Below are 16483 nucleotides of genomic sequence, written 5' to 3'. Positions count from 1 at the left end.
GAGTTCTAGCGAAACAATCCGGGCGGATCGGGCCGGGTAATATTCACGCCATATGCTTGCTTTATATAAGGAGCCATATCAATGAAAGCAAGCTCTTTAGCTTTATTGTTTGAGTCTAATGTTATAAGATTTAATCCATCAACCCCATGTTTTTTAACAGCAATAGCCGACGCAACCTGTATTGCATCAGGAGTTGTTGGGTATTTGCCTTTAACTGGGTTCAGTTTAAAGTAACTCCGTATATCAGAAGCTAGATTGCATACCTGTCTGTTAGCCTCAATAAACTGAAAGTTAGTTCTATGAAAAATATTATTAAGCGTCTTTCTATTTGGCTCGTCAAATCTGCCAGCCTCATATAGTTCTGTTATTGTAATTGTCGAGGTGAATAGGTTAAGTGATCCATTTTCAAATAACCTAACTCTATTATCGATTTCTTCTGCCTCGCCATTTCGATGAACTTCTCTATTGATATAAGCAAGGAAAACACATGTATCCCAATATTCGCCCGACAGATTACCACTCATCTCTTATTCTTTTTATAGATTCAACAGAATTTAAATTATTGAAATTATTCTCGCCACTTACATCTCTTAATTTTGGTAGATCTTCATTACTATCAAGAACTTCAATTTCACTCACATCAACTTCGTAAGGGAAGAAGCTGTTGTGACGATATTTCAATGTGCCCCTGACTAAAATATTTTTTTCCACTGCGCTTGCTGCTTCATGTCTTTTGGTTGCCGGAAAATTACATTTCACCCTTCCTCCCAAAAGCGGGTAAATATAAAAATATTTTTTATCTGAATGACTGTTATACCCCTCTACTACTCCTTTTACTTCTCCGATACTTGTATATTTTGGCTCTAACAATGAATCAATAAACTCAACCGTTTCTCTTGTAACAGAAGCTAGAGTTATTCCGTTAGAGCTAAACCAAATCCGTTTGAATTGGTAAAAATTTGTTTTGCAGAAACCGCTTAATTTTTCAATAAAATCTGTTGAATCAGTAACCAACTCATATTTTTTAGAATTGGCGTTTTTAATCGTGCTCACAATTAAACCCAAAGCCTCGGCGCCCATTGCACCAGTAGACTTGATAGTTGTTGCTGTGGGGCTATTATGGGATAGATTGGTTACCAGCAAATCATCATTGCAATTTTCTTTATCAACAAAATGCTTGGCCTCGTCAAAAAGTATCCTGAACTCATCAAGCTTTTTAGCGTAAACACTCAAGCGCAGGTTGCCTTCATCTGAATCAATGCCCTCCAGATGCAGTGTCAATTCTTGCGCTTTATCTTGAGCAATCATTTGTTTTTAATTTAACGTGTCGTTATGAGTGAGAGTATATTAATTGTTTTGTGCTAATTCCATATAGATTATTTGACCACATTTTGTTTTAGAAATTTTTGCTTTGCAGTATTTTAAAAACGCCCCATCTCGTGGCGTTGGGTGTAGGCTAGTATTAATACTTATCTTTCAGAATATTGCCAACCATTGAACCTATTTGGCCGTCACCAGATTGATTAATGTCTTTCTCTTGCACTTCTTGCGCCGTGCCAGCAAAAGGATTAATTGGCTCCCACTCATCAACTTCCGTTAGATTTCCTGGAAAGATCGCCATAGTTATAATATTAGGTGCCAATGAAATTATGTATATATCGCTTGACCCTAATAAATCATTTTTGACAGTAATCTTTGAGTTGTCATGAGCTATATTAGTTATAGTTGATATGTTTTTTACGGCATGGCAGATTCCCTGCATACAAACAGTAACCTCCTGCGTTACACTTTTGTCAATCAGTCTCATTGTTCCTGATGATTCAAAATTTCCCGAAGAAGTATCCAGAATGCCCCTGTTGCCCTCAAAATAAACGATAGAGCGCTTCATTCTGTAGTCAGATGCGCTTGAGTTAAAAGCGATAAACGATAAAAATAAAGCAACGATAAATTTTTTCATTATTATTTTTCCTGTTATTGTTTTATTGATTAGTAAACGTGATGCCCTTTATCCCTCATGCACTGCACCATTACTTGATTGTATCTAGCGTTATTGCTAGCCATTGCATTGACACCGGAAGATAACCCTGTAGTTAATGCTCCAGCCCCAGCCAATTTGCCAACAAAATCTCCACTCACCCCAAATATCGCACCCACAGCCGCAGATACTCCGGCCCCTACAGCAGCTCCGGCCAATGCATTACCTACAACATCAGCCTTTTTACTGGTTGCGTACCAATCGCACTCATAAAGATCTTTTTCGTAATTAGGGTGTCCTCTCGCCTCATCCGATGGAGTTATTGCTGCATGCGCACGCTCACTTACTGCGGATCGCTGGGATTGAATGGCTCTTTCTCTCTCGTCTTGCACGGCCACTTCTGCCTGCTCTCCACACGCCAAATTAACAGTCACAGGATTTGGCTGTAGATCGTGATATGCTCCAGTCCAATAATCCAGGAATCCACCCATAACGCCCATAAACATGGCGCCGCTAGATACAAATGGAAACATATTTACCACATATTGACGGCATTCATCTTTGCTAATTACTGCCTGCAGCGGATGACTGCGCTTGGCTTTTATAGTGCATGGCGATGTGCAGCTTTCTCCATTATTAAACTTTACATCAGCTCCGGCGGGATCAGTATTAACCGATATATCCTGCTTAGTTCCCCGCACCATAGTGACACAGCCTGATAACAACATAATCGCAGCCAAAATCATCGCTAATTTTTTCATCCCCTCCCCTTTGAGTAATTAGCAAAAAGTGGAGATTCTCTTCTTATATGACGCTGTCGTCAATTACAGACGGTCAAATTAAAACGAGCATTTGATAACCGCGAATTAGATTGAATTTACCCCTCAATTCATCATTTAACAAATATTCTATTTGTAGCTATTGACGCACATTTTTAAGAAGCGTATATTGCGTTTTATGGTTATGCGTTTTACGCTACATAAATATTAAATAAATGTGCTTCTTTGAATACATAGAAACTCTGCGTTTATTGGATATAAACAATGCGTAGATCGCATCAACACAACAAAAACTAACTATCCGCACTCAGAGCGTTTCCTTTTAACCATCGCCAGCATGGGTTCTGGGAGCTGGCAGATTTTAAGGAGGGATTATGGAAAACAGTAAGCCACCAAAGCGCATCGTATTTGAATACACCGGCGAAATTAGACGCGGATGCCCCGGCGAGTATTGGATGGGCACAAATGGATTGCTATATCCAATTTGTTACGAAAAAACGGAGCGTGAATGGCCAATTTATAAAGTAACGGAGATGGAAAAATGAGTGCGGGAACTGAAAATATAAATGTACCCACGTTTGATGGGTATGAGTGTATAGGCATGAGAATTCCAATGTACGAGGATGATTGCTACGTGCTGAACACTGATGGCAGCAGTTTAATCCATCGAAACGGCTTGACCACAGATTGCAAAATGTGGATTCAGGTCTGCTACCGCAAGATAAAACCTAAGCGCATTGTGTTTGAGTTTACTGGGGAGGTTAGGGTTCCTGGAAAAGGGGAATGGTATAAAACAAGTACCAATGATTATATGCGATGCCAAACAAATTTCTTTGATCAGAATTCAATCAGAGAAATCTACCGCATAGTGGAGGAGCAATCATGAGATCAGCCGTGACAGTAAAGCCATTACCGCACTTCCATATAAAAGTCACATGGCCTGGCGGCTTATACACCAGCACAAAGATGCTGTTCCCCAATTCATCAGCCGCACAAACATGGGCCAGAGATCAGTTTGGCATTGAGCCAAAGATCAGAGTGGAGCGATGCGCGAATTGATCCAGCAGATTGTATTTCAGTTGATTATCGCAGTGCTGTATGTAGCAACACTGGTTTGCACATTACTTTCAGTTGACGACGTTTATTTTCCATTGGTTTTGGATTCAATCAAAAAACAAGGATGCTGCTCATGAATATTAGCTTAGGAATGAAAGTGAGATTCCACCCGATCATAGGAGGCAGGCACGATGGAAACCTCTACGAGGTGAGATGTATTGGGAAGCTGTATGGCCGTGACTATGCCTGGCTGGAAGGGAAACTCGATCCGGTCGACATACGATCATTAACTATGCCTACGTCATCAAAAGACTGTTACGATCTTGGTTGTGATAGTTAATAAAGGTTATTGATATGAGCAGGCAATTTAGCAATATAGAAAATCTTCGTGAACTTAGGCTTAAGTTTGGCCTGAGCCAGAAAGAATTTTGGAACGCGGTAGGAATTACACAAACCGGCGGATCAAGATATGAGTCAGGTCGAAGTATGCCAAAACCAGTAAGAGAGCTAGTGAGACTGATTTATGTTGAAGAGGTAGATTTGGCTAAAGTCAAAAGAATCGATCTGAAGATAACAAGAATGCTCAAGGAGCAGCATCCTGAAATCTATAAAAGCATCAAAGATTCAATCAAATAATTTTTATGGGAGTAGTCATGGAATTTGTTGGCGGAAAAAAAGAAAAGCAATTAGTACACATTGCACACAAGTTTGATTATGTGAGGCCGCAGATATGAGTTTTTGGGAGCGTTACAGGTTCTGGCGTGATCGCAAATTATCCATAGTCGAATCAATAAGACAGGCTCGCAATATTAATAGCATCCTGTATTACGAGTTTTACGATTTTATGCATAGAGATTCATAAATGGGCTGAGTTTGAACCCACAGATTTAACAATAAGGGAAATGTTATGAGCAACAATATATTAGAAACCTGCCGCGAGCTAATAAATGTATACCCTCTGGTCTAAAGACGAGGAAAAACTGTTGGCGCATTTCTACCCAAACAGCCACCACCAAGCATTGGTTAAGCTGTTCAGGGGGCGTTTTGCCCATGACAAGATCAGAGCCAAAGCCATGAAGAAAGGCTTGCACAAATCAGAGCGCTATTACCAGGCATCTATATTTATGCACGACAGGATCACAGATTCATCGTTAGACAAATCTAATGACATCGATGATGACGATACAGATGATCGACGTGAGCTGGCAGACATTAACCGCATCGAACCCAAATTAACCAGTAATGTGCGCCGCACTGGCGGTGGAAAGCAGCCTATCAAATTTGAAAATCGATTGGAATAAATGATTGAAATGGAACTTACTGCAATGATCGGGCACGAGCTTTCCTTTAATTTAGATCACCTGCTGGGGTCACAACGAAAATCAGAACTGGTGGATCCATCTCAGGATACTCCCGAACCTCAACAACTCGTACAGGAATCGGCTCATATGTCTCAGGATGAACAAGGCAAGGTCGTACGATTAAATCACCATCACCTGGCAGCGTATAAGATGAATCACATAATGATTCACATAAAGCCTCACTATGCGCAACTTTACCTTCATCCCATGGATATACAGCCCATCTTACATCAGGTTCAGCCATTGTCGTCTCTTGGCAACATGTGTGAAGTGAATGTAAAGGTTATAACAAAATTATGATATTGACAAACTCAATTCATAATGCATTGCACCACCTCAGCCGATCGAACAGCAAACAAAACACAACTTGTTGCTATGGTCTTGAAATCATGAGCGCGTGGAAGATTGAGTTTAAGAGGGCTTGATATGGGGAGAGACATTGCAACAGGCAGATTTGTAAAGGGGCTTATACCATGGAACAAGGGCGTAAAAGGTGTTCCTTCCGTTGGAAGGATGCATGAGACTCAATATAAATCCGGAAGCAAACCTGCTAACTGGAGGCCTGTCGGCAGCACTCGAGTAAATGTCGATGGCTATATAGAAATCAAGGTAGCAGAGGGAATGCACCAATGGCGGTTACTACACCGTGAAGTGTGGAAACAGCATCGAGGTGAATATCCACCAAAAGGGACAGCACTAATATTTATCAACGGCAATAAACAGGACTGCGACATTAACAATCTGAAACTCGTTACCAGGCGAGAGTTGATGGAGCGAAACACAGTTCAGAATCTGCCTGAAAATTTAAAACAGGTCATACGTTTAAAGGGTGTTTTGAGGAGAAAAATCAATGGGAAATAATATAGAAGAACTGAGGGGAATATTGTTTGAAGCAATTCGCGGGGTAAAAGAGGGCACGCTGGATCTGGAGAAAGCGAAAGTAATAGAAGGTTTAAGCCAAACAATTATCAACTCGGCCAAAGTCGAAGTGGATTATTTGAGAGTCACCGAAGGCGTGGGCGGCACCTCGTTCATGATTGAAGGAAAAGATAAAGAACAAACACCGAATAGCTATCTGCATCTGGCTGGGACAGGAAAAAAACATGCCATCAGATAGACAAAGAACAAAAAACCATGACAACTGATGAGGAAAGCAAGGGGTTGTAATTTATGATTGCAAACTATGTGACCATTGAAAAATTCTGTCAGGTAACTGGATACACGCCAGATGCGATCAGGCAAAAGATTTCTCGTGGCCAATGGACTAGGGGCCAGGAGTACACTAAAGCACCTGACGGCAGAATACTAATTAACATGGAGGGTTATCATACATGGGTGGAAACAAGTATCCAGGCGTCAGAGAGTCAAGTGATTCGTCAATCGAGATCGACTTCTACTACAAGGGCCAGCGTTGCCGCGAGCGTCTTAACCTCAAGCCCACCCCCGCTAACTTAAAGAAAGCTTCGCTGTATCGAGCGGCGATTCTTAGCGCTATTGAATCAGGTACATTTGATTATTCTTATACTTTCCCGAAATCAAAAAACGCTATTAAATTTGCGCCATCACAATACACCGTTGAGATTTACCTAAGAGAGTGGCTTGCTAATAAAAAGCCTACTCTCAAAGCAAGTACAGCTGATAATTATAGAAAGATAATAGAGAATTTGTTTATCCCTAAATTCGGGAAGAAATTATTAACATCGCTGAGCCGTGCAGACATAAGGACATGGACTGCTGGCATGAATTGTACAAACAAGAGACTATCCAACATCCTAAGCCCGATTAGAACTGCTTTGCAGGACGCAGCGCACGATGATCTGATTCAATCGAATCCACTGCTTGGCTGGACATATCAGCGCAATGCCGCTCCAGTTACCAAAGACCACGTTGACCCATTCACACAGGAAGAACAGCAGGCAATCATTGAGGCCGCAACCGGACAAATCAAGAATCAGTGTGTTGTCTTTTTCTGGACTGGAATGAGAACTTCAGAGTTGATCGCTCTGGAATGGACTGATATTGATTGGGACAGAAAGAAAATCAAGGTTAATAAGGCGCTAACCTACGCATCTAAAGCCGACGAAACCACAAAGACCAAACGAGGAACACGCGAGATTGACATTCTTCCGCCTGTCGAGCAAGCGTTAATTAATCAAAAGCAATATACATTGTTGCAAGGCGGAAAGATATTTTTTAATCCTCGCAGTGGAAAGCCATGGACCGGTGATCAGCAAATCAGGAAATTGTATTGGATTCAGTTATTGAAATGTGCAAATGTGAGATATAGAAATCCATATCAAACTAGACATACATTTGCATCAATGATGCTTTCTGCCGGAGAAAATTTAGCGTGGGTGTCTCAGCAGATGGGGCATTCCAATGTATTAATTACCACTCAGATTTACGCTCGGTGGATGCCATCAGATACAAAACAAGGTAGCAAGGCGCTTGAGATGTTTGGTCAGCATTTGGTCAACATTAAGAAATAAGTAATTGATTTTTAAGAGATGGACGGATATTTCGCCTGTCCGGTTGCCGAGCATCTAAAGTCCCTCATTTTGAAGTCATGAGTGAGCGTGTCTTAATCCATTTATAACTCTAAACCGACTTTACCGGGTTCTCCTTGCCGTATGATTGATACTGCCAGCGGCTCGCCTTCGCACTATGTTTGCTATGTTTGATGGAATGATATGGAATGCAAAATCAAATGCTTTAAAAGAAAAAAAGCAAAAAACTCTCTTCAAATCCAAAAGCCACTTTTAGATTAAAGACAATCCTGAAAATCAATCACTCTAAAAATGAAATCACACCTGCTTAATGATGATTCAAATAATTCAGCCACTTCTAACTCCCCTGAATAATCATTTTATTAAAAATAACCAATAAAAATCAAATATATATAACAAAAATATCAGATTCTCGAATAGATGAATCAATATCAATAAAATTGTTGCCAGCATTCATCATGCTATTAGCATTACAAAAATCAATATAATCAGTACCATAAAGCTTGCTAATCACTTACACAAGTTTTATATTATTGTATTTATTAAGATTATTATTTCTGTTTGAAACAAACAGCTAAAAATAGTCGGAACGCTTTCATAGTTTTTTGCTCATAGCAATCATGTTTTTTCTTTTTTATTAGTAACTTGGCAACAATATCACATAATATTTAAATAAAACCATGAGCAAACCTAAACGGCAAACACTTAAATTCAAATCGAATGACCCCTCTATTATGGATAGACCAGCTCAGGAATTTGCTCGTACCGAGATTGTATCAAATAGCCAAGATTTAATACGATCTAAACCATCAAAAAATTTAGCGAACGATCTTAAAATCATTCGCGCATGGCTTTTTCAGATTGGTGAACCTGAAGAAGACCATCACTTGGTGATCGATAAATGCAAGACAGATCCCGAAGCATTGACTTATTTTTTACATTACGCCAGGAAATGCTTGAACAAAACTATATGCTATAACACTTAGACTACATGATCCGATAAGTAAGGTAATGGTTTAAATCTCTGATAAATATTGCCAGCAATACAACGTTATCTAATTCAGGTAGAATAATAGGGTGAGGTTTGTATGGTCGATATGACCGACCAACGCCAAGCAATCATCAACAAGCAATCGTCCAGCCATAATAAAATTTATAGAGGAAAGTTTTAGATGAATACTAGATATAGTGTCGTTTGTATTATTGGTCTTAGTATCGCTCTCATCGGTTGCGACGGAGGACCTCCCGAAGCCAATGCAGTCAATTGTTCGGGGAAAGGAATGGAGAAAGCGCTTACAGCTTTTAGAAATAATGAAACTGAACGACAAGCATTTCTCGATAAATGCGATGCTTTGAACAAAGCAAATTAATCATCTCACTAAAAATTCAGATCCCATTCCGGAATAGTTTCTAGAACTTTGGAAAAAGCCAAGGTTAAGGGGGCAATTTTGAATTTCAAAGAGAAGCAGATCCAGTTTTAGCAGACTTTAGTCAGACCATGCATTTGACATCAGCAGATAAAATGAAGGAAAAATGTCAAATGTAAGGTCTGTCACCAAGAATTTCCCTTACGCGAGCTATTTATTTAATTTCGCTCAATTTGAACCCTTTTCAATATATTGGGAAACCGGCACGGTAAGCAATGATTAGAATGAGTAGTTACCTTGAATTTGCGTTTTTGCTAACAACGTAAACCCAGTTTTTGCATAAACCGTATTTCACCGCAATTCCCTTGCGAAATAAGCCGCACACTCTTTTATGAAATCTCGCTCCATTTTAATTCCTGCCAACTTACGCTTGATTCGGTAGCGCTCTAATTCAAGCTCGCCCAGCGGTTTCCGGCTTTTCCCAAATTTATAAGTTCGCTTTGTCTATCAGTATAAACCCACTTATTAGCGCTTCCAGGAAGAATTTGCCGACTGAGCCCTTATCCTTAAATAAAACCTAGAATAAGACATTGAATTCACTTGCACATTCAAGTGGTTTTCTCAGAACCAGGCTCCTTTTTATATCACACCCCCCTAATCAACGACAAATCAATCCTTTTAAAATCATGTGCCTATGTATTAAGCATAAAAATAGTCGTTAATTTACGACATAACAAACCATTTAAAAACAAAGCGTTATGTCTTAAACAAATATATTTATGAAAATTGATTAATTATTGGCGACATTTTCTGCAATTTTCTTCTAATGTACTAGCCTAATACATTAATTAATAAGATTAATTTTTCTTGGCACGAATATTGCTACTTATAAATTGTCACAACTTTTATATGCATTAAAGGAGGATATAAAGAATTTATACGATAGCAATTCTTAATATTAACGTGATGGTAAGAATTATTTAGTTACATTAGCTTAGAATAAATGGAGAAAATAATGGCTACAAGCAGTGAAAACATGACGAGCACAAGCGTTGACAATGCAAATACTGATGCTATTAAAGATTTGGCTGGAAGTGATTCCCAACAACAAAGCACTTCTACCGGTGATACGGGGAGCGTGGATACTACTGCAGTACTTACTGCTACCAGTGGCACAAGTGGTGATGATAATATCGTAGTCCTTCCAGACGCACATTACGTTGGCGGATCAGGGGCAGATAATTTTATTTTGCACGATGCCGGACACTACAAAATTGATGACTTTAATGCGTCGCAAGGAGACAAGCTGGATTTCTCCAAATATGGTTTATCACGCGAAGAACTAACTAGTCGTGTTACCAATATCAAAATTGAGGCAGATAACCTCATCGTTAACTTTGGTGATAATGTAGAGATCACATTGGCAGGAGTCCATCCTGGTCAAATCAGTTGGGATGATGTCGTTGTTGACCATGGCGGTAAAGGCCCAGGCGGCAAAGATGATCATGGCGGTAAAGGCCCAGGCGGCAAGGATGATGATCATGGCGGTAAAGGCCCAGGCGGCAAGGATGATCATGGTGGTAAAGGCCCAGGCGGCAAGGATGATGATCATGGCGGTAAAGGCCCAGGCGGCAAAGATGATGATCATGGCGGTAAAGGCCCAGGCGGCAAAGATGATGACATGGTGGTAAAGGTCCAGGCGGCAAAGATGATGATCATGGCGGTAAAGGCCCAGGCGGCAAAGATGATGATCATGGCGGTAAAGGCCCAGGCGGCAAAGATGATCATGGTGGTAAAGGTCCAGGCGGCAAAGATGATGATCATGGCGGTAAAGGCCCAGGCGGATCAGGCGGCAAAGGTGATGACCATGGTGGTAAAGGTCATGGTGGTCATAAACATGTCGACGCTCGTCCTAATGAACATTGCCAAGGTGACGAAGGAGCAGATAATTTTGTGTTCCATGATCTGGGCCACTGGAAAATTGACAAATATAATGGCCAAGAAGGAGATATGCTGGACTTCACCGGATATGGTTTAACTCGTGATGAGATAGCCAGCCATATTACCAATATCAAAATAGAGGCCGATACCTTCATCGTTAACTTTGGCGATGATGTATCGATCACGCTGGTTGGTCAACCGCCTACCTGGGATAATGTGATTACTCCGGAAGGTTAATAACGTATCAAGAGAGGGGATCTACTCCCCTCTTAGGAAGTCTGGGGTTTGTAGCTATGAAACTCCAGACATTACTCACCTTTACCGTAAGCAGTAACTATCTGGATTAAGATAACCAGGATTTTTATTTGCTGTAATTAAAGCAGCTCTCTATGCTGCTCAATAACAGCAATTTTTTGCAAACTGCCTTCATCCTTTAACGTTACACCCGACAGGTTTCGCCGTATCGCTTCTTTTGCCAATCAGAGTAGTTTCTTTGGGTTCATCCGGTAAATACGTACTTTGAATTCAACCGACCAGAACATAACTGGTTTCATGCAACGCCATAATTTTCAGTTTAAAGAATCTACCCCTCTAAAACCATAAGCCATTTTGTGTAATGTTTTGATCTTGTTGTTGATGCCTTCCAATGGTCCAGTTGATAAGCGATTGAAGTCGAAATAAGCAAGAATACCTGCATGATGAGCGGCAATGATTTTATTCTAATTTTGAATAGAAAAATAAATTATAGTTTTACGTAATATCTTGTAAGTAAATAGTTTTATGTAAAAAAATTATTCACTTTTTTATTGAAAATTGGAATTAGAGAATTGCTTGAGCAGCAGCCAACGAATGCCTCTCAGAACGGGATTACCCAACCCATTCTCTGCTTCTCGCTGCAGATCGCGGCACAGCTTGGTCAGTTTTTCATTAAACAACTTGAGTATAACCATTCATCGGCAAACCGTACCTTTACCTGGCGCACTGCACGGCACTTGGAGCACATGCTACCCGCTGGACTGGAAGATCAATATAGACAGCCTTTTGACCTATCGGTATCGTTCGAAAGCAACGAATCATTTTTCCTCGACAAGATACCTTGCGACTTCGGCAAATAGGGCTCTTAGACGAACTGATCCTCTTTTATCGAACGACTATGGAATTTGCAATATGTCGCGTGCTTTGATAACAATAACCTATTATGCCAAAAGCGTGATAGAGCAAACTCGTCGATATTTTGAAAAGCCTGATCATTAAAAATAATAGCGGCTATTTCAATCTGTCTTGCTCTACTTTCCCATCGCCTCTTTAACCTGCTACTGCTCCTATGTACGCAATTTCCGGAAGAACCAAATTAAATTCAGATTAACAATAGATTAAGAATCTGATCGCTAAATTATGTGTGATAACGAACTGACTAAGTAATAGATATTCACTATCATGATTTACATAAAAACACTGTTCTCATGATAGTAGCTGTACTACGGATACAAGTAACCCAGTGAAGGAGCAAACATGCCTAAAAGAAATATCGACATCGGACCAGGTGATAATGCACCTTGCGTAGAACCAACTTTTCCCCCTATTCCTACAGACAACCTGCCTCAAAAGGAACCTCCTCAAAAAGAACCGCCTCAAAAAGAACCGCCTCAAAAGGATCTCCCGAGAAGAGATCCTGTTGAAAATCCTCCTGAGCGGGAACCTGATAAAGATATTCCTTTTGAACAAGCCATTCCAGAAAATTCACCGCCTCGCAAGAATATTCCTGAAGAGTCTACCATCAAGAATCGTTCCGGTAAAAATAATGAGTAACTGTTTTCGAAATAAGCTTTTGTTAAGTTTTGCTTAAATAATAAATATGCTTAGAGAGGGACAGTTAAAGCAGTTTTCTATGCTGGTCAATAATTGCGATTTCTTGCATACTGCCTTCATCTTTTAGCGCTACGCCGGACAGCTTTCGCCGTATCGCTTCTTTTGCCAACCAGAGCAGTTTATTTGCGGCAGTGTCATAAGATAACCCCTCGGAACAAATATTAGAAATACAGTTCCGGTCTGCATCACTACAACCAACCTTGGGCGCATAAGTCATATAAATGCTCAAGCTGTCAGGTGATCTCAATCCTGGGCGTTCCCCAATCAGTATGGCAACGATATCAGCCGCCAGCAACTCCCCAATTTCATCAGCCAATGCGACACGTGCCTGTGAGGCAATCACAACAGGATCCAGTTTCCATTGCTCAGGAATATTCTTTTTTATTTCGATAAGCAATGGCTTGGCATGGCGCTCAATAGCCAATGAAGATAATCCATCGCCAACGACAATAACCAAATTAACTGCACCAGATGGAATGACAGGTTTGATGGCCTGTAACTGCCGTCTACTTTGCTTATTTAGCTGCCGTCCATAATCTGGTCGTAATAAATAACTCATGCGATCAGGTGCTTTGCTATGTACCAGCTGAATAGAGAACTCCTGCCCTTCTAACTCCCGCGCAAGGGCGGCCACATTCAAAGCCAGATGGACCGCATCTCTCGCCATGGCATGCGATAAAGTAAAATCCAGCAACTCTTTTGTTGGCAGACTGCTGCCAGCTCTTCCCAAGGCAATCCGTGCACGAGTGAACCTCTTCAACTGTTGCCAAGGATCTCTTCTCAGGATGGGCTTATCAAGCTTTCTCATTGGGCGTTTTAAAATTGAGTAAATGCTCAGGTATCCCTTGCAATAAAGGATGCGCCGGCTCCACCGGTTGGATCTTACCTTGATCATTCATAATATTCACACGCTTCAGCCACTGCTCGAACTCTGGAGCCACATCCAGCCCCATCACCTTACGTAAATAAAGCGCATCATAGAAAGAGGTAGACTGATAATTAAGCATGATGTCATCCGCACGGGGAACGCCCATGATGAAAGTGACACCCGCAGCAGCAAGTAAAGTCATTAAGGTATCCACATCATCCTGATCAATTTCGGCATGATTCGTGTAGCAAACATCGCAGCCCAGTGGTACCCCCAACAATTTTCCACAAAAATGATCCTCCAGCCCCGCACGAATGAGTTGCTTTCCGTCGTATAAATACTCCGGCCCGATAAAGCCAACGACCGTATTGGTCAGCAAGGGAGAGAAATGACGCGCAACCGCATAAGCTCGTGCCTCACACGTCTGCTGATCTATTCCGAAATTGGCATCGGCCGATAGTGCTGATCCCTGCCCAGTCTCAAAATACATGACATTATTACCGACAGTACCACGGTTAAGGGAGAGTGCGGCCGATCTGGCTTCATGCAGCAACGAGAGATCAATGCCAAAATGCTTGTTCGCCTTTTCAGTCCCTGCAATCGACTGAAAGACCAGATCGACCGGTATATTTTTTTCAATTAACTGAATCTGATTGGTAACATGGGTAAGAATGCAGGATTGGGTGGGAATATCGTAGCGTTGAATGATCTCATCTACCAAATAGTACAGATCCCTCATAGCAGACAAACTGTCCGATGCCGGATTAATGCCAATGACGGCATCACCTGAACCGTATAACAGGCCATCAAGAATGGAAGCAGCAATGCCACACGCATCATCAGTGGGATGGTTAGGCTGTAAGCGGACAGAAAGACGGCCAGGCAAACCAATCGTATCGCGAAAAGTAGTAATTACCTGGCATTTCTTTGCTACTAAGATCAAATCCTGGTTGCGCATCAACTTACACACAGCAGCGGCCATTTCCGGGGTAATGCCTGCTGCCACATGCTTTAAAATGACGGAATCAGTACTGTCTGTAAGCAGCCAGTCGCGAAAATCACCCACCGTCAGAGGCTGATCTCGCTAAACGCCTGCTTATCATGCGTATCAATGATTAAGCGCGTCACTTCATCCTCTTCATAAGGAATCAGCAATTCCTCTAGAAAGCGTGCTAAGGGTACTTCCGCTAAACACATTCGTGCCGCCACCCGCTCGGCATAAGTCTCAGCAGCAACCCCTGCCAGGCAATCACCCGAACGAGCGGGAGACGCCTTGGCGAGCAACTCTCTCAAACCATTAAATTGATAGCGCAATGCGCCTATGCTGAAGCAGTAGACCATAAATAGCTCAATGAGGTTTTTTTTCAGTGTAACACGAGCTGATAGCCTATCCAACCGCCGCCTCTTCCCCTTTACTCCATTTCCCAATCAAACTTGACGCGAAGGCGAGCCGCAAACAATCTCAATAATCGGCAAGGTGAAACCGGCAAAGTCAGGTTTGATTATGAAAGGTAATTAGCAGTTAAATTCTAGTCAAATCTCATCCAATCCCTCACAATAGCTCCCCCTAAAATTAAGTCAATTTGATCCATGAGAAATGTTTTTCTATTCCTCCTGCTTATCGCTACTTTGGTCATGCTTCATGGTTGCGCCACAGATAAACAGATCGGGCGTCACCCGCCAAAAGTAGATACTCCGCTCACCAGCAAACCCTATAACCGCAAAGATTGGCCGCACTGGATCGACGCAGATGGAGATTGCCAGAATACACGACAAGAATTACTGATTGCGACGAGTACAGCCCCTGTTAAATTCAAAGATTCCCGTCGCTGCACGGTTATAGCCGGGAAGTGGTTTGGTGTCTATACCGGCAAAATATTTACCCAAGCTTCAGATGTCGATATCGATCATATTGTGCCCCTCGCGCATGCCCACAGGCATGGCGCCGATAGCTGGACAAAAAAGCGGCGTAGAGCATTTGCGAATGACTTCGACAATCTTGTTGTGGTCAGCGACAAAGCTAATCATGCCAAATCAGATAAAGCGCCCCATGAATGGTTGCCCCCTCGCAAAGCTTATTGGTGTGAATATGGCAAGCGATGGAAGCACATTAAGCATAAATACCAATTGATCTCTACTCAACAAGAACAAGCTGCCTTGAACTCATTAGCCAAAACCTGCCGTTAGCAGTCAGATTCATTCATTGATTGAATGCTCTTTCTGTTCGATTCGTTTAAGCAATGCAAAAGCTCACTATCGGTTGAAAGCACCAGGGTAGCACCGCCATTAACAATCTTGCGCTAGATTTACCATGCTCTTGAAATTCGGCAGCTTCAGATTTCTGCGCATAAGTCTTGGCGTGGTTTTCCGACGCTTTGGCATCCGCTTCACCACGAATTTCCTGAATACGCTTGTAAGCGGTCGATACGATCAACTCATCTTCATTGATGAATTCCGAGCTCAGCTTGCGCCAGTATTGCAGGTCATTTCGCGCCATTTCTACTTTTTGATCAAACAGGTCAGATTCAAAAAGCGTGATGTTAAAACGAAATCATCGTCGCCATCCTGGAGAAAGCTGCGATCACCAAAATTCTTGATCATCTCGGCTTGTTCTCTCGGACACCACCCAGAGCATCTGTACAGGTCTTTGATCCATTCGGAACTAGCTAAATCGCAGCCCAGATTTTACAGCTCTCTTCATGATTGAGCTGACCTTCCCCCTGGGCGTCTTTCATGCAAATAGCAAAAAAAGAGCCTCAA

Annotated in this window: 24 protein-coding genes; 14 read left to right on the top strand and 10 right to left on the bottom strand. The window is 41.7% G+C overall.

From position 1 onward, the window contains the following. Window positions 1–5 precede the first annotated feature (5 nt). From BM283_RS03405 to BM283_RS03390, 4 genes are all read right to left on the bottom strand, one after another. On the bottom strand, window positions 6–524 hold the full coding sequence (locus BM283_RS03405) for a type II toxin-antitoxin system VapC family toxin (protein WP_090689536.1): 519 nt from the start codon (window positions 522–524) through the stop codon (window positions 6–8). Next, entirely contained in the window at window positions 514–1308 is a 795-nt protein-coding gene (locus tag BM283_RS03400; RefSeq protein WP_090689532.1) for a hypothetical protein, read from the bottom strand. The genes BM283_RS03405 and BM283_RS03400 overlap by 11 nt, the downstream gene beginning before the upstream one ends. A gap of 154 nt (window positions 1309–1462) precedes the next feature. Continuing rightward, on the bottom strand, window positions 1463–1957 hold the full coding sequence (locus BM283_RS03395) for a hypothetical protein (RefSeq protein WP_090689529.1): 495 nt from the start codon (window positions 1955–1957) through the stop codon (window positions 1463–1465). A gap of 29 nt (window positions 1958–1986) precedes the next feature. After that, window positions 1987–2736, bottom strand: a complete 750-nt coding sequence (locus BM283_RS03390) for a hypothetical protein (protein ID WP_090689526.1) — start codon at window positions 2734–2736, stop codon at window positions 1987–1989. Window positions 2737–3128: 392 nt separating this feature from the next. Between BM283_RS03390 and BM283_RS18610 the strand changes: the two genes are divergently transcribed. From BM283_RS18610 to BM283_RS03370, 5 genes are all read left to right on the top strand, one after another. Beyond that, the gene (locus tag BM283_RS18610; protein WP_175492011.1) at window positions 3129–3299 is read left to right on the top strand and encodes a hypothetical protein; all 171 of its coding nucleotides are present in this window, start codon (window positions 3129–3131) and stop codon (window positions 3297–3299) included. Window positions 3300–3636: 337 nt separating this feature from the next. Further along, window positions 3637–3813: a hypothetical protein gene (locus tag BM283_RS18605; protein ID WP_175492010.1), complete on the top strand. Its 177-nt coding sequence runs from the start codon at window positions 3637–3639 to the stop codon at window positions 3811–3813. Window positions 3814–3943: 130 nt separating this feature from the next. Next, the gene (locus BM283_RS03380) at window positions 3944–4150 is read left to right on the top strand and encodes a hypothetical protein (RefSeq protein WP_090689520.1); all 207 of its coding nucleotides are present in this window, start codon (window positions 3944–3946) and stop codon (window positions 4148–4150) included. Window positions 4151–4164: 14 nt separating this feature from the next. Beyond that, the gene (locus tag BM283_RS03375) at window positions 4165–4446 is read left to right on the top strand and encodes a helix-turn-helix domain-containing protein (protein ID WP_090689517.1); all 282 of its coding nucleotides are present in this window, start codon (window positions 4165–4167) and stop codon (window positions 4444–4446) included. A 311-nt stretch (window positions 4447–4757) separates the two neighbouring features. Continuing rightward, a complete protein-coding gene (locus tag BM283_RS03370) occupies window positions 4758–5111 on the top strand; it encodes a hypothetical protein (protein WP_090689514.1) in 354 nt (117 codons plus the stop codon). Between the two features lie 46 nt (window positions 5112–5157). Here the strand turns inward: BM283_RS03370 and BM283_RS17925 are convergent, their stop codons facing one another. Beyond that, window positions 5158–5415, bottom strand: a complete 258-nt coding sequence (locus tag BM283_RS17925) for a hypothetical protein (RefSeq protein WP_139225180.1) — start codon at window positions 5413–5415, stop codon at window positions 5158–5160. Window positions 5416–5597: 182 nt separating this feature from the next. On the opposite strand from BM283_RS17925, the gene BM283_RS03360 reads away from it, so the two are divergent. The 6 genes from BM283_RS03360 to BM283_RS18600 all read left to right on the top strand — a co-directional run bounded on the left by BM283_RS03360 (window position 5598) and on the right by BM283_RS18600 (window position 11223). Beyond that, window positions 5598–6032 (top strand): HNH endonuclease signature motif containing protein, encoded by a 435-nt coding sequence (locus tag BM283_RS03360; protein WP_090689506.1) that lies wholly within the window; start codon window positions 5598–5600, stop codon window positions 6030–6032. Beyond that, window positions 6022–6288 carry a hypothetical protein gene (locus tag BM283_RS03355; RefSeq protein WP_175492009.1) on the top strand — a complete coding sequence of 89 codons (267 nt, stop codon included), beginning with the start codon at window positions 6022–6024 and terminating at the stop codon, window positions 6286–6288. Before BM283_RS03360 ends, BM283_RS03355 begins: the two co-directional genes overlap by 11 nt. Before the next feature lie 214 nt (window positions 6289–6502). Next, a complete protein-coding gene (locus BM283_RS03350) occupies window positions 6503–7660 on the top strand; it encodes a site-specific integrase (protein ID WP_090689503.1) in 1158 nt (385 codons plus the stop codon). A 1190-nt stretch (window positions 7661–8850) separates the two neighbouring features. Next, window positions 8851–9048, top strand: coding sequence for an entry exclusion lipoprotein TrbK (gene trbK, locus BM283_RS03340; RefSeq protein ID WP_090689497.1), 198 nt, complete (start codon window positions 8851–8853; stop codon window positions 9046–9048). Window positions 9049–10060: 1012 nt separating this feature from the next. Then, window positions 10061–11083, top strand: a complete 1023-nt coding sequence (locus BM283_RS03335) for a hypothetical protein (protein ID WP_090689493.1) — start codon at window positions 10061–10063, stop codon at window positions 11081–11083. Beyond that, complete coding sequence (locus BM283_RS18600; protein WP_175492008.1) at window positions 11056–11223, top strand: hypothetical protein; 168 nt, start codon at window positions 11056–11058, stop codon at window positions 11221–11223. The genes BM283_RS03335 and BM283_RS18600 overlap by 28 nt, the downstream gene beginning before the upstream one ends. Window positions 11224–11555: 332 nt before the next feature. Here BM283_RS18600 and BM283_RS20445 read toward each other — a convergent pair whose 3' ends face one another. Continuing rightward, window positions 11556–11696, bottom strand: coding sequence for a transposase (locus BM283_RS20445; RefSeq protein ID WP_368086400.1), 141 nt, complete (start codon window positions 11694–11696; stop codon window positions 11556–11558). Window positions 11697–11792: 96 nt separating this feature from the next. On the opposite strand from BM283_RS20445, the gene BM283_RS17920 reads away from it, so the two are divergent. Both BM283_RS17920 and BM283_RS03325 read left to right on the top strand, forming a co-directional pair. Then, window positions 11793–12101 (top strand): hypothetical protein, encoded by a 309-nt coding sequence (locus BM283_RS17920; RefSeq protein WP_139225179.1) that lies wholly within the window; start codon window positions 11793–11795, stop codon window positions 12099–12101. Between the two features lie 397 nt (window positions 12102–12498). Further along, window positions 12499–12795, top strand: a complete 297-nt coding sequence (locus BM283_RS03325; RefSeq protein WP_090689489.1) for a hypothetical protein — start codon at window positions 12499–12501, stop codon at window positions 12793–12795. Window positions 12796–12859: 64 nt separating this feature from the next. On the opposite strand, the gene eutC is transcribed toward BM283_RS03325, so the two are convergent. Genes eutC through eutB (BM283_RS19830) form a run of 3 tightly spaced genes read right to left on the bottom strand, consistent with a single transcriptional unit; the run spans window position 12860 to window position 15064 of the window. Next, window positions 12860–13663, bottom strand: coding sequence for an ethanolamine ammonia-lyase subunit EutC (gene eutC / locus BM283_RS03320; RefSeq protein ID WP_090689486.1), 804 nt, complete (start codon window positions 13661–13663; stop codon window positions 12860–12862). Continuing rightward, the gene (eutB, locus tag BM283_RS03315; protein ID WP_254776135.1) at window positions 13650–14789 is read right to left on the bottom strand and encodes an ethanolamine ammonia-lyase subunit EutB; all 1140 of its coding nucleotides are present in this window, start codon (window positions 14787–14789) and stop codon (window positions 13650–13652) included. The genes eutC and eutB (BM283_RS03315) overlap by 14 nt, the downstream gene beginning before the upstream one ends. 2 nt (window positions 14790–14791) lie before the next feature. Further along, on the bottom strand, window positions 14792–15064 hold the full coding sequence (eutB, locus tag BM283_RS19830; protein WP_254776133.1) for an ethanolamine ammonia-lyase subunit EutB: 273 nt from the start codon (window positions 15062–15064) through the stop codon (window positions 14792–14794). A 249-nt stretch (window positions 15065–15313) separates the two neighbouring features. Between eutB (BM283_RS19830) and BM283_RS03310 the strand changes: the two genes are divergently transcribed. Then, window positions 15314–15910, top strand: coding sequence for an HNH endonuclease family protein (locus tag BM283_RS03310; RefSeq protein WP_090689483.1), 597 nt, complete (start codon window positions 15314–15316; stop codon window positions 15908–15910). A gap of 46 nt (window positions 15911–15956) precedes the next feature. On the opposite strand, the gene BM283_RS03305 is transcribed toward BM283_RS03310, so the two are convergent. Then, the gene (locus tag BM283_RS03305) at window positions 15957–16220 is read right to left on the bottom strand and encodes a hypothetical protein (protein ID WP_090689480.1); all 264 of its coding nucleotides are present in this window, start codon (window positions 16218–16220) and stop codon (window positions 15957–15959) included. Between the last annotated feature and the right edge of the window lie 263 nt (window positions 16221–16483).

Origin of the sequence: Nitrosomonas sp. Nm34, assembly GCF_900113925.1 — a bacterium.
GTDB lineage: Bacteria > Pseudomonadota > Gammaproteobacteria > Burkholderiales > Nitrosomonadaceae > Nitrosomonas.
Note: the sequence above shows the minus strand (reverse complement) of the source record. Positions and strands in the feature narration are given on the sequence as shown.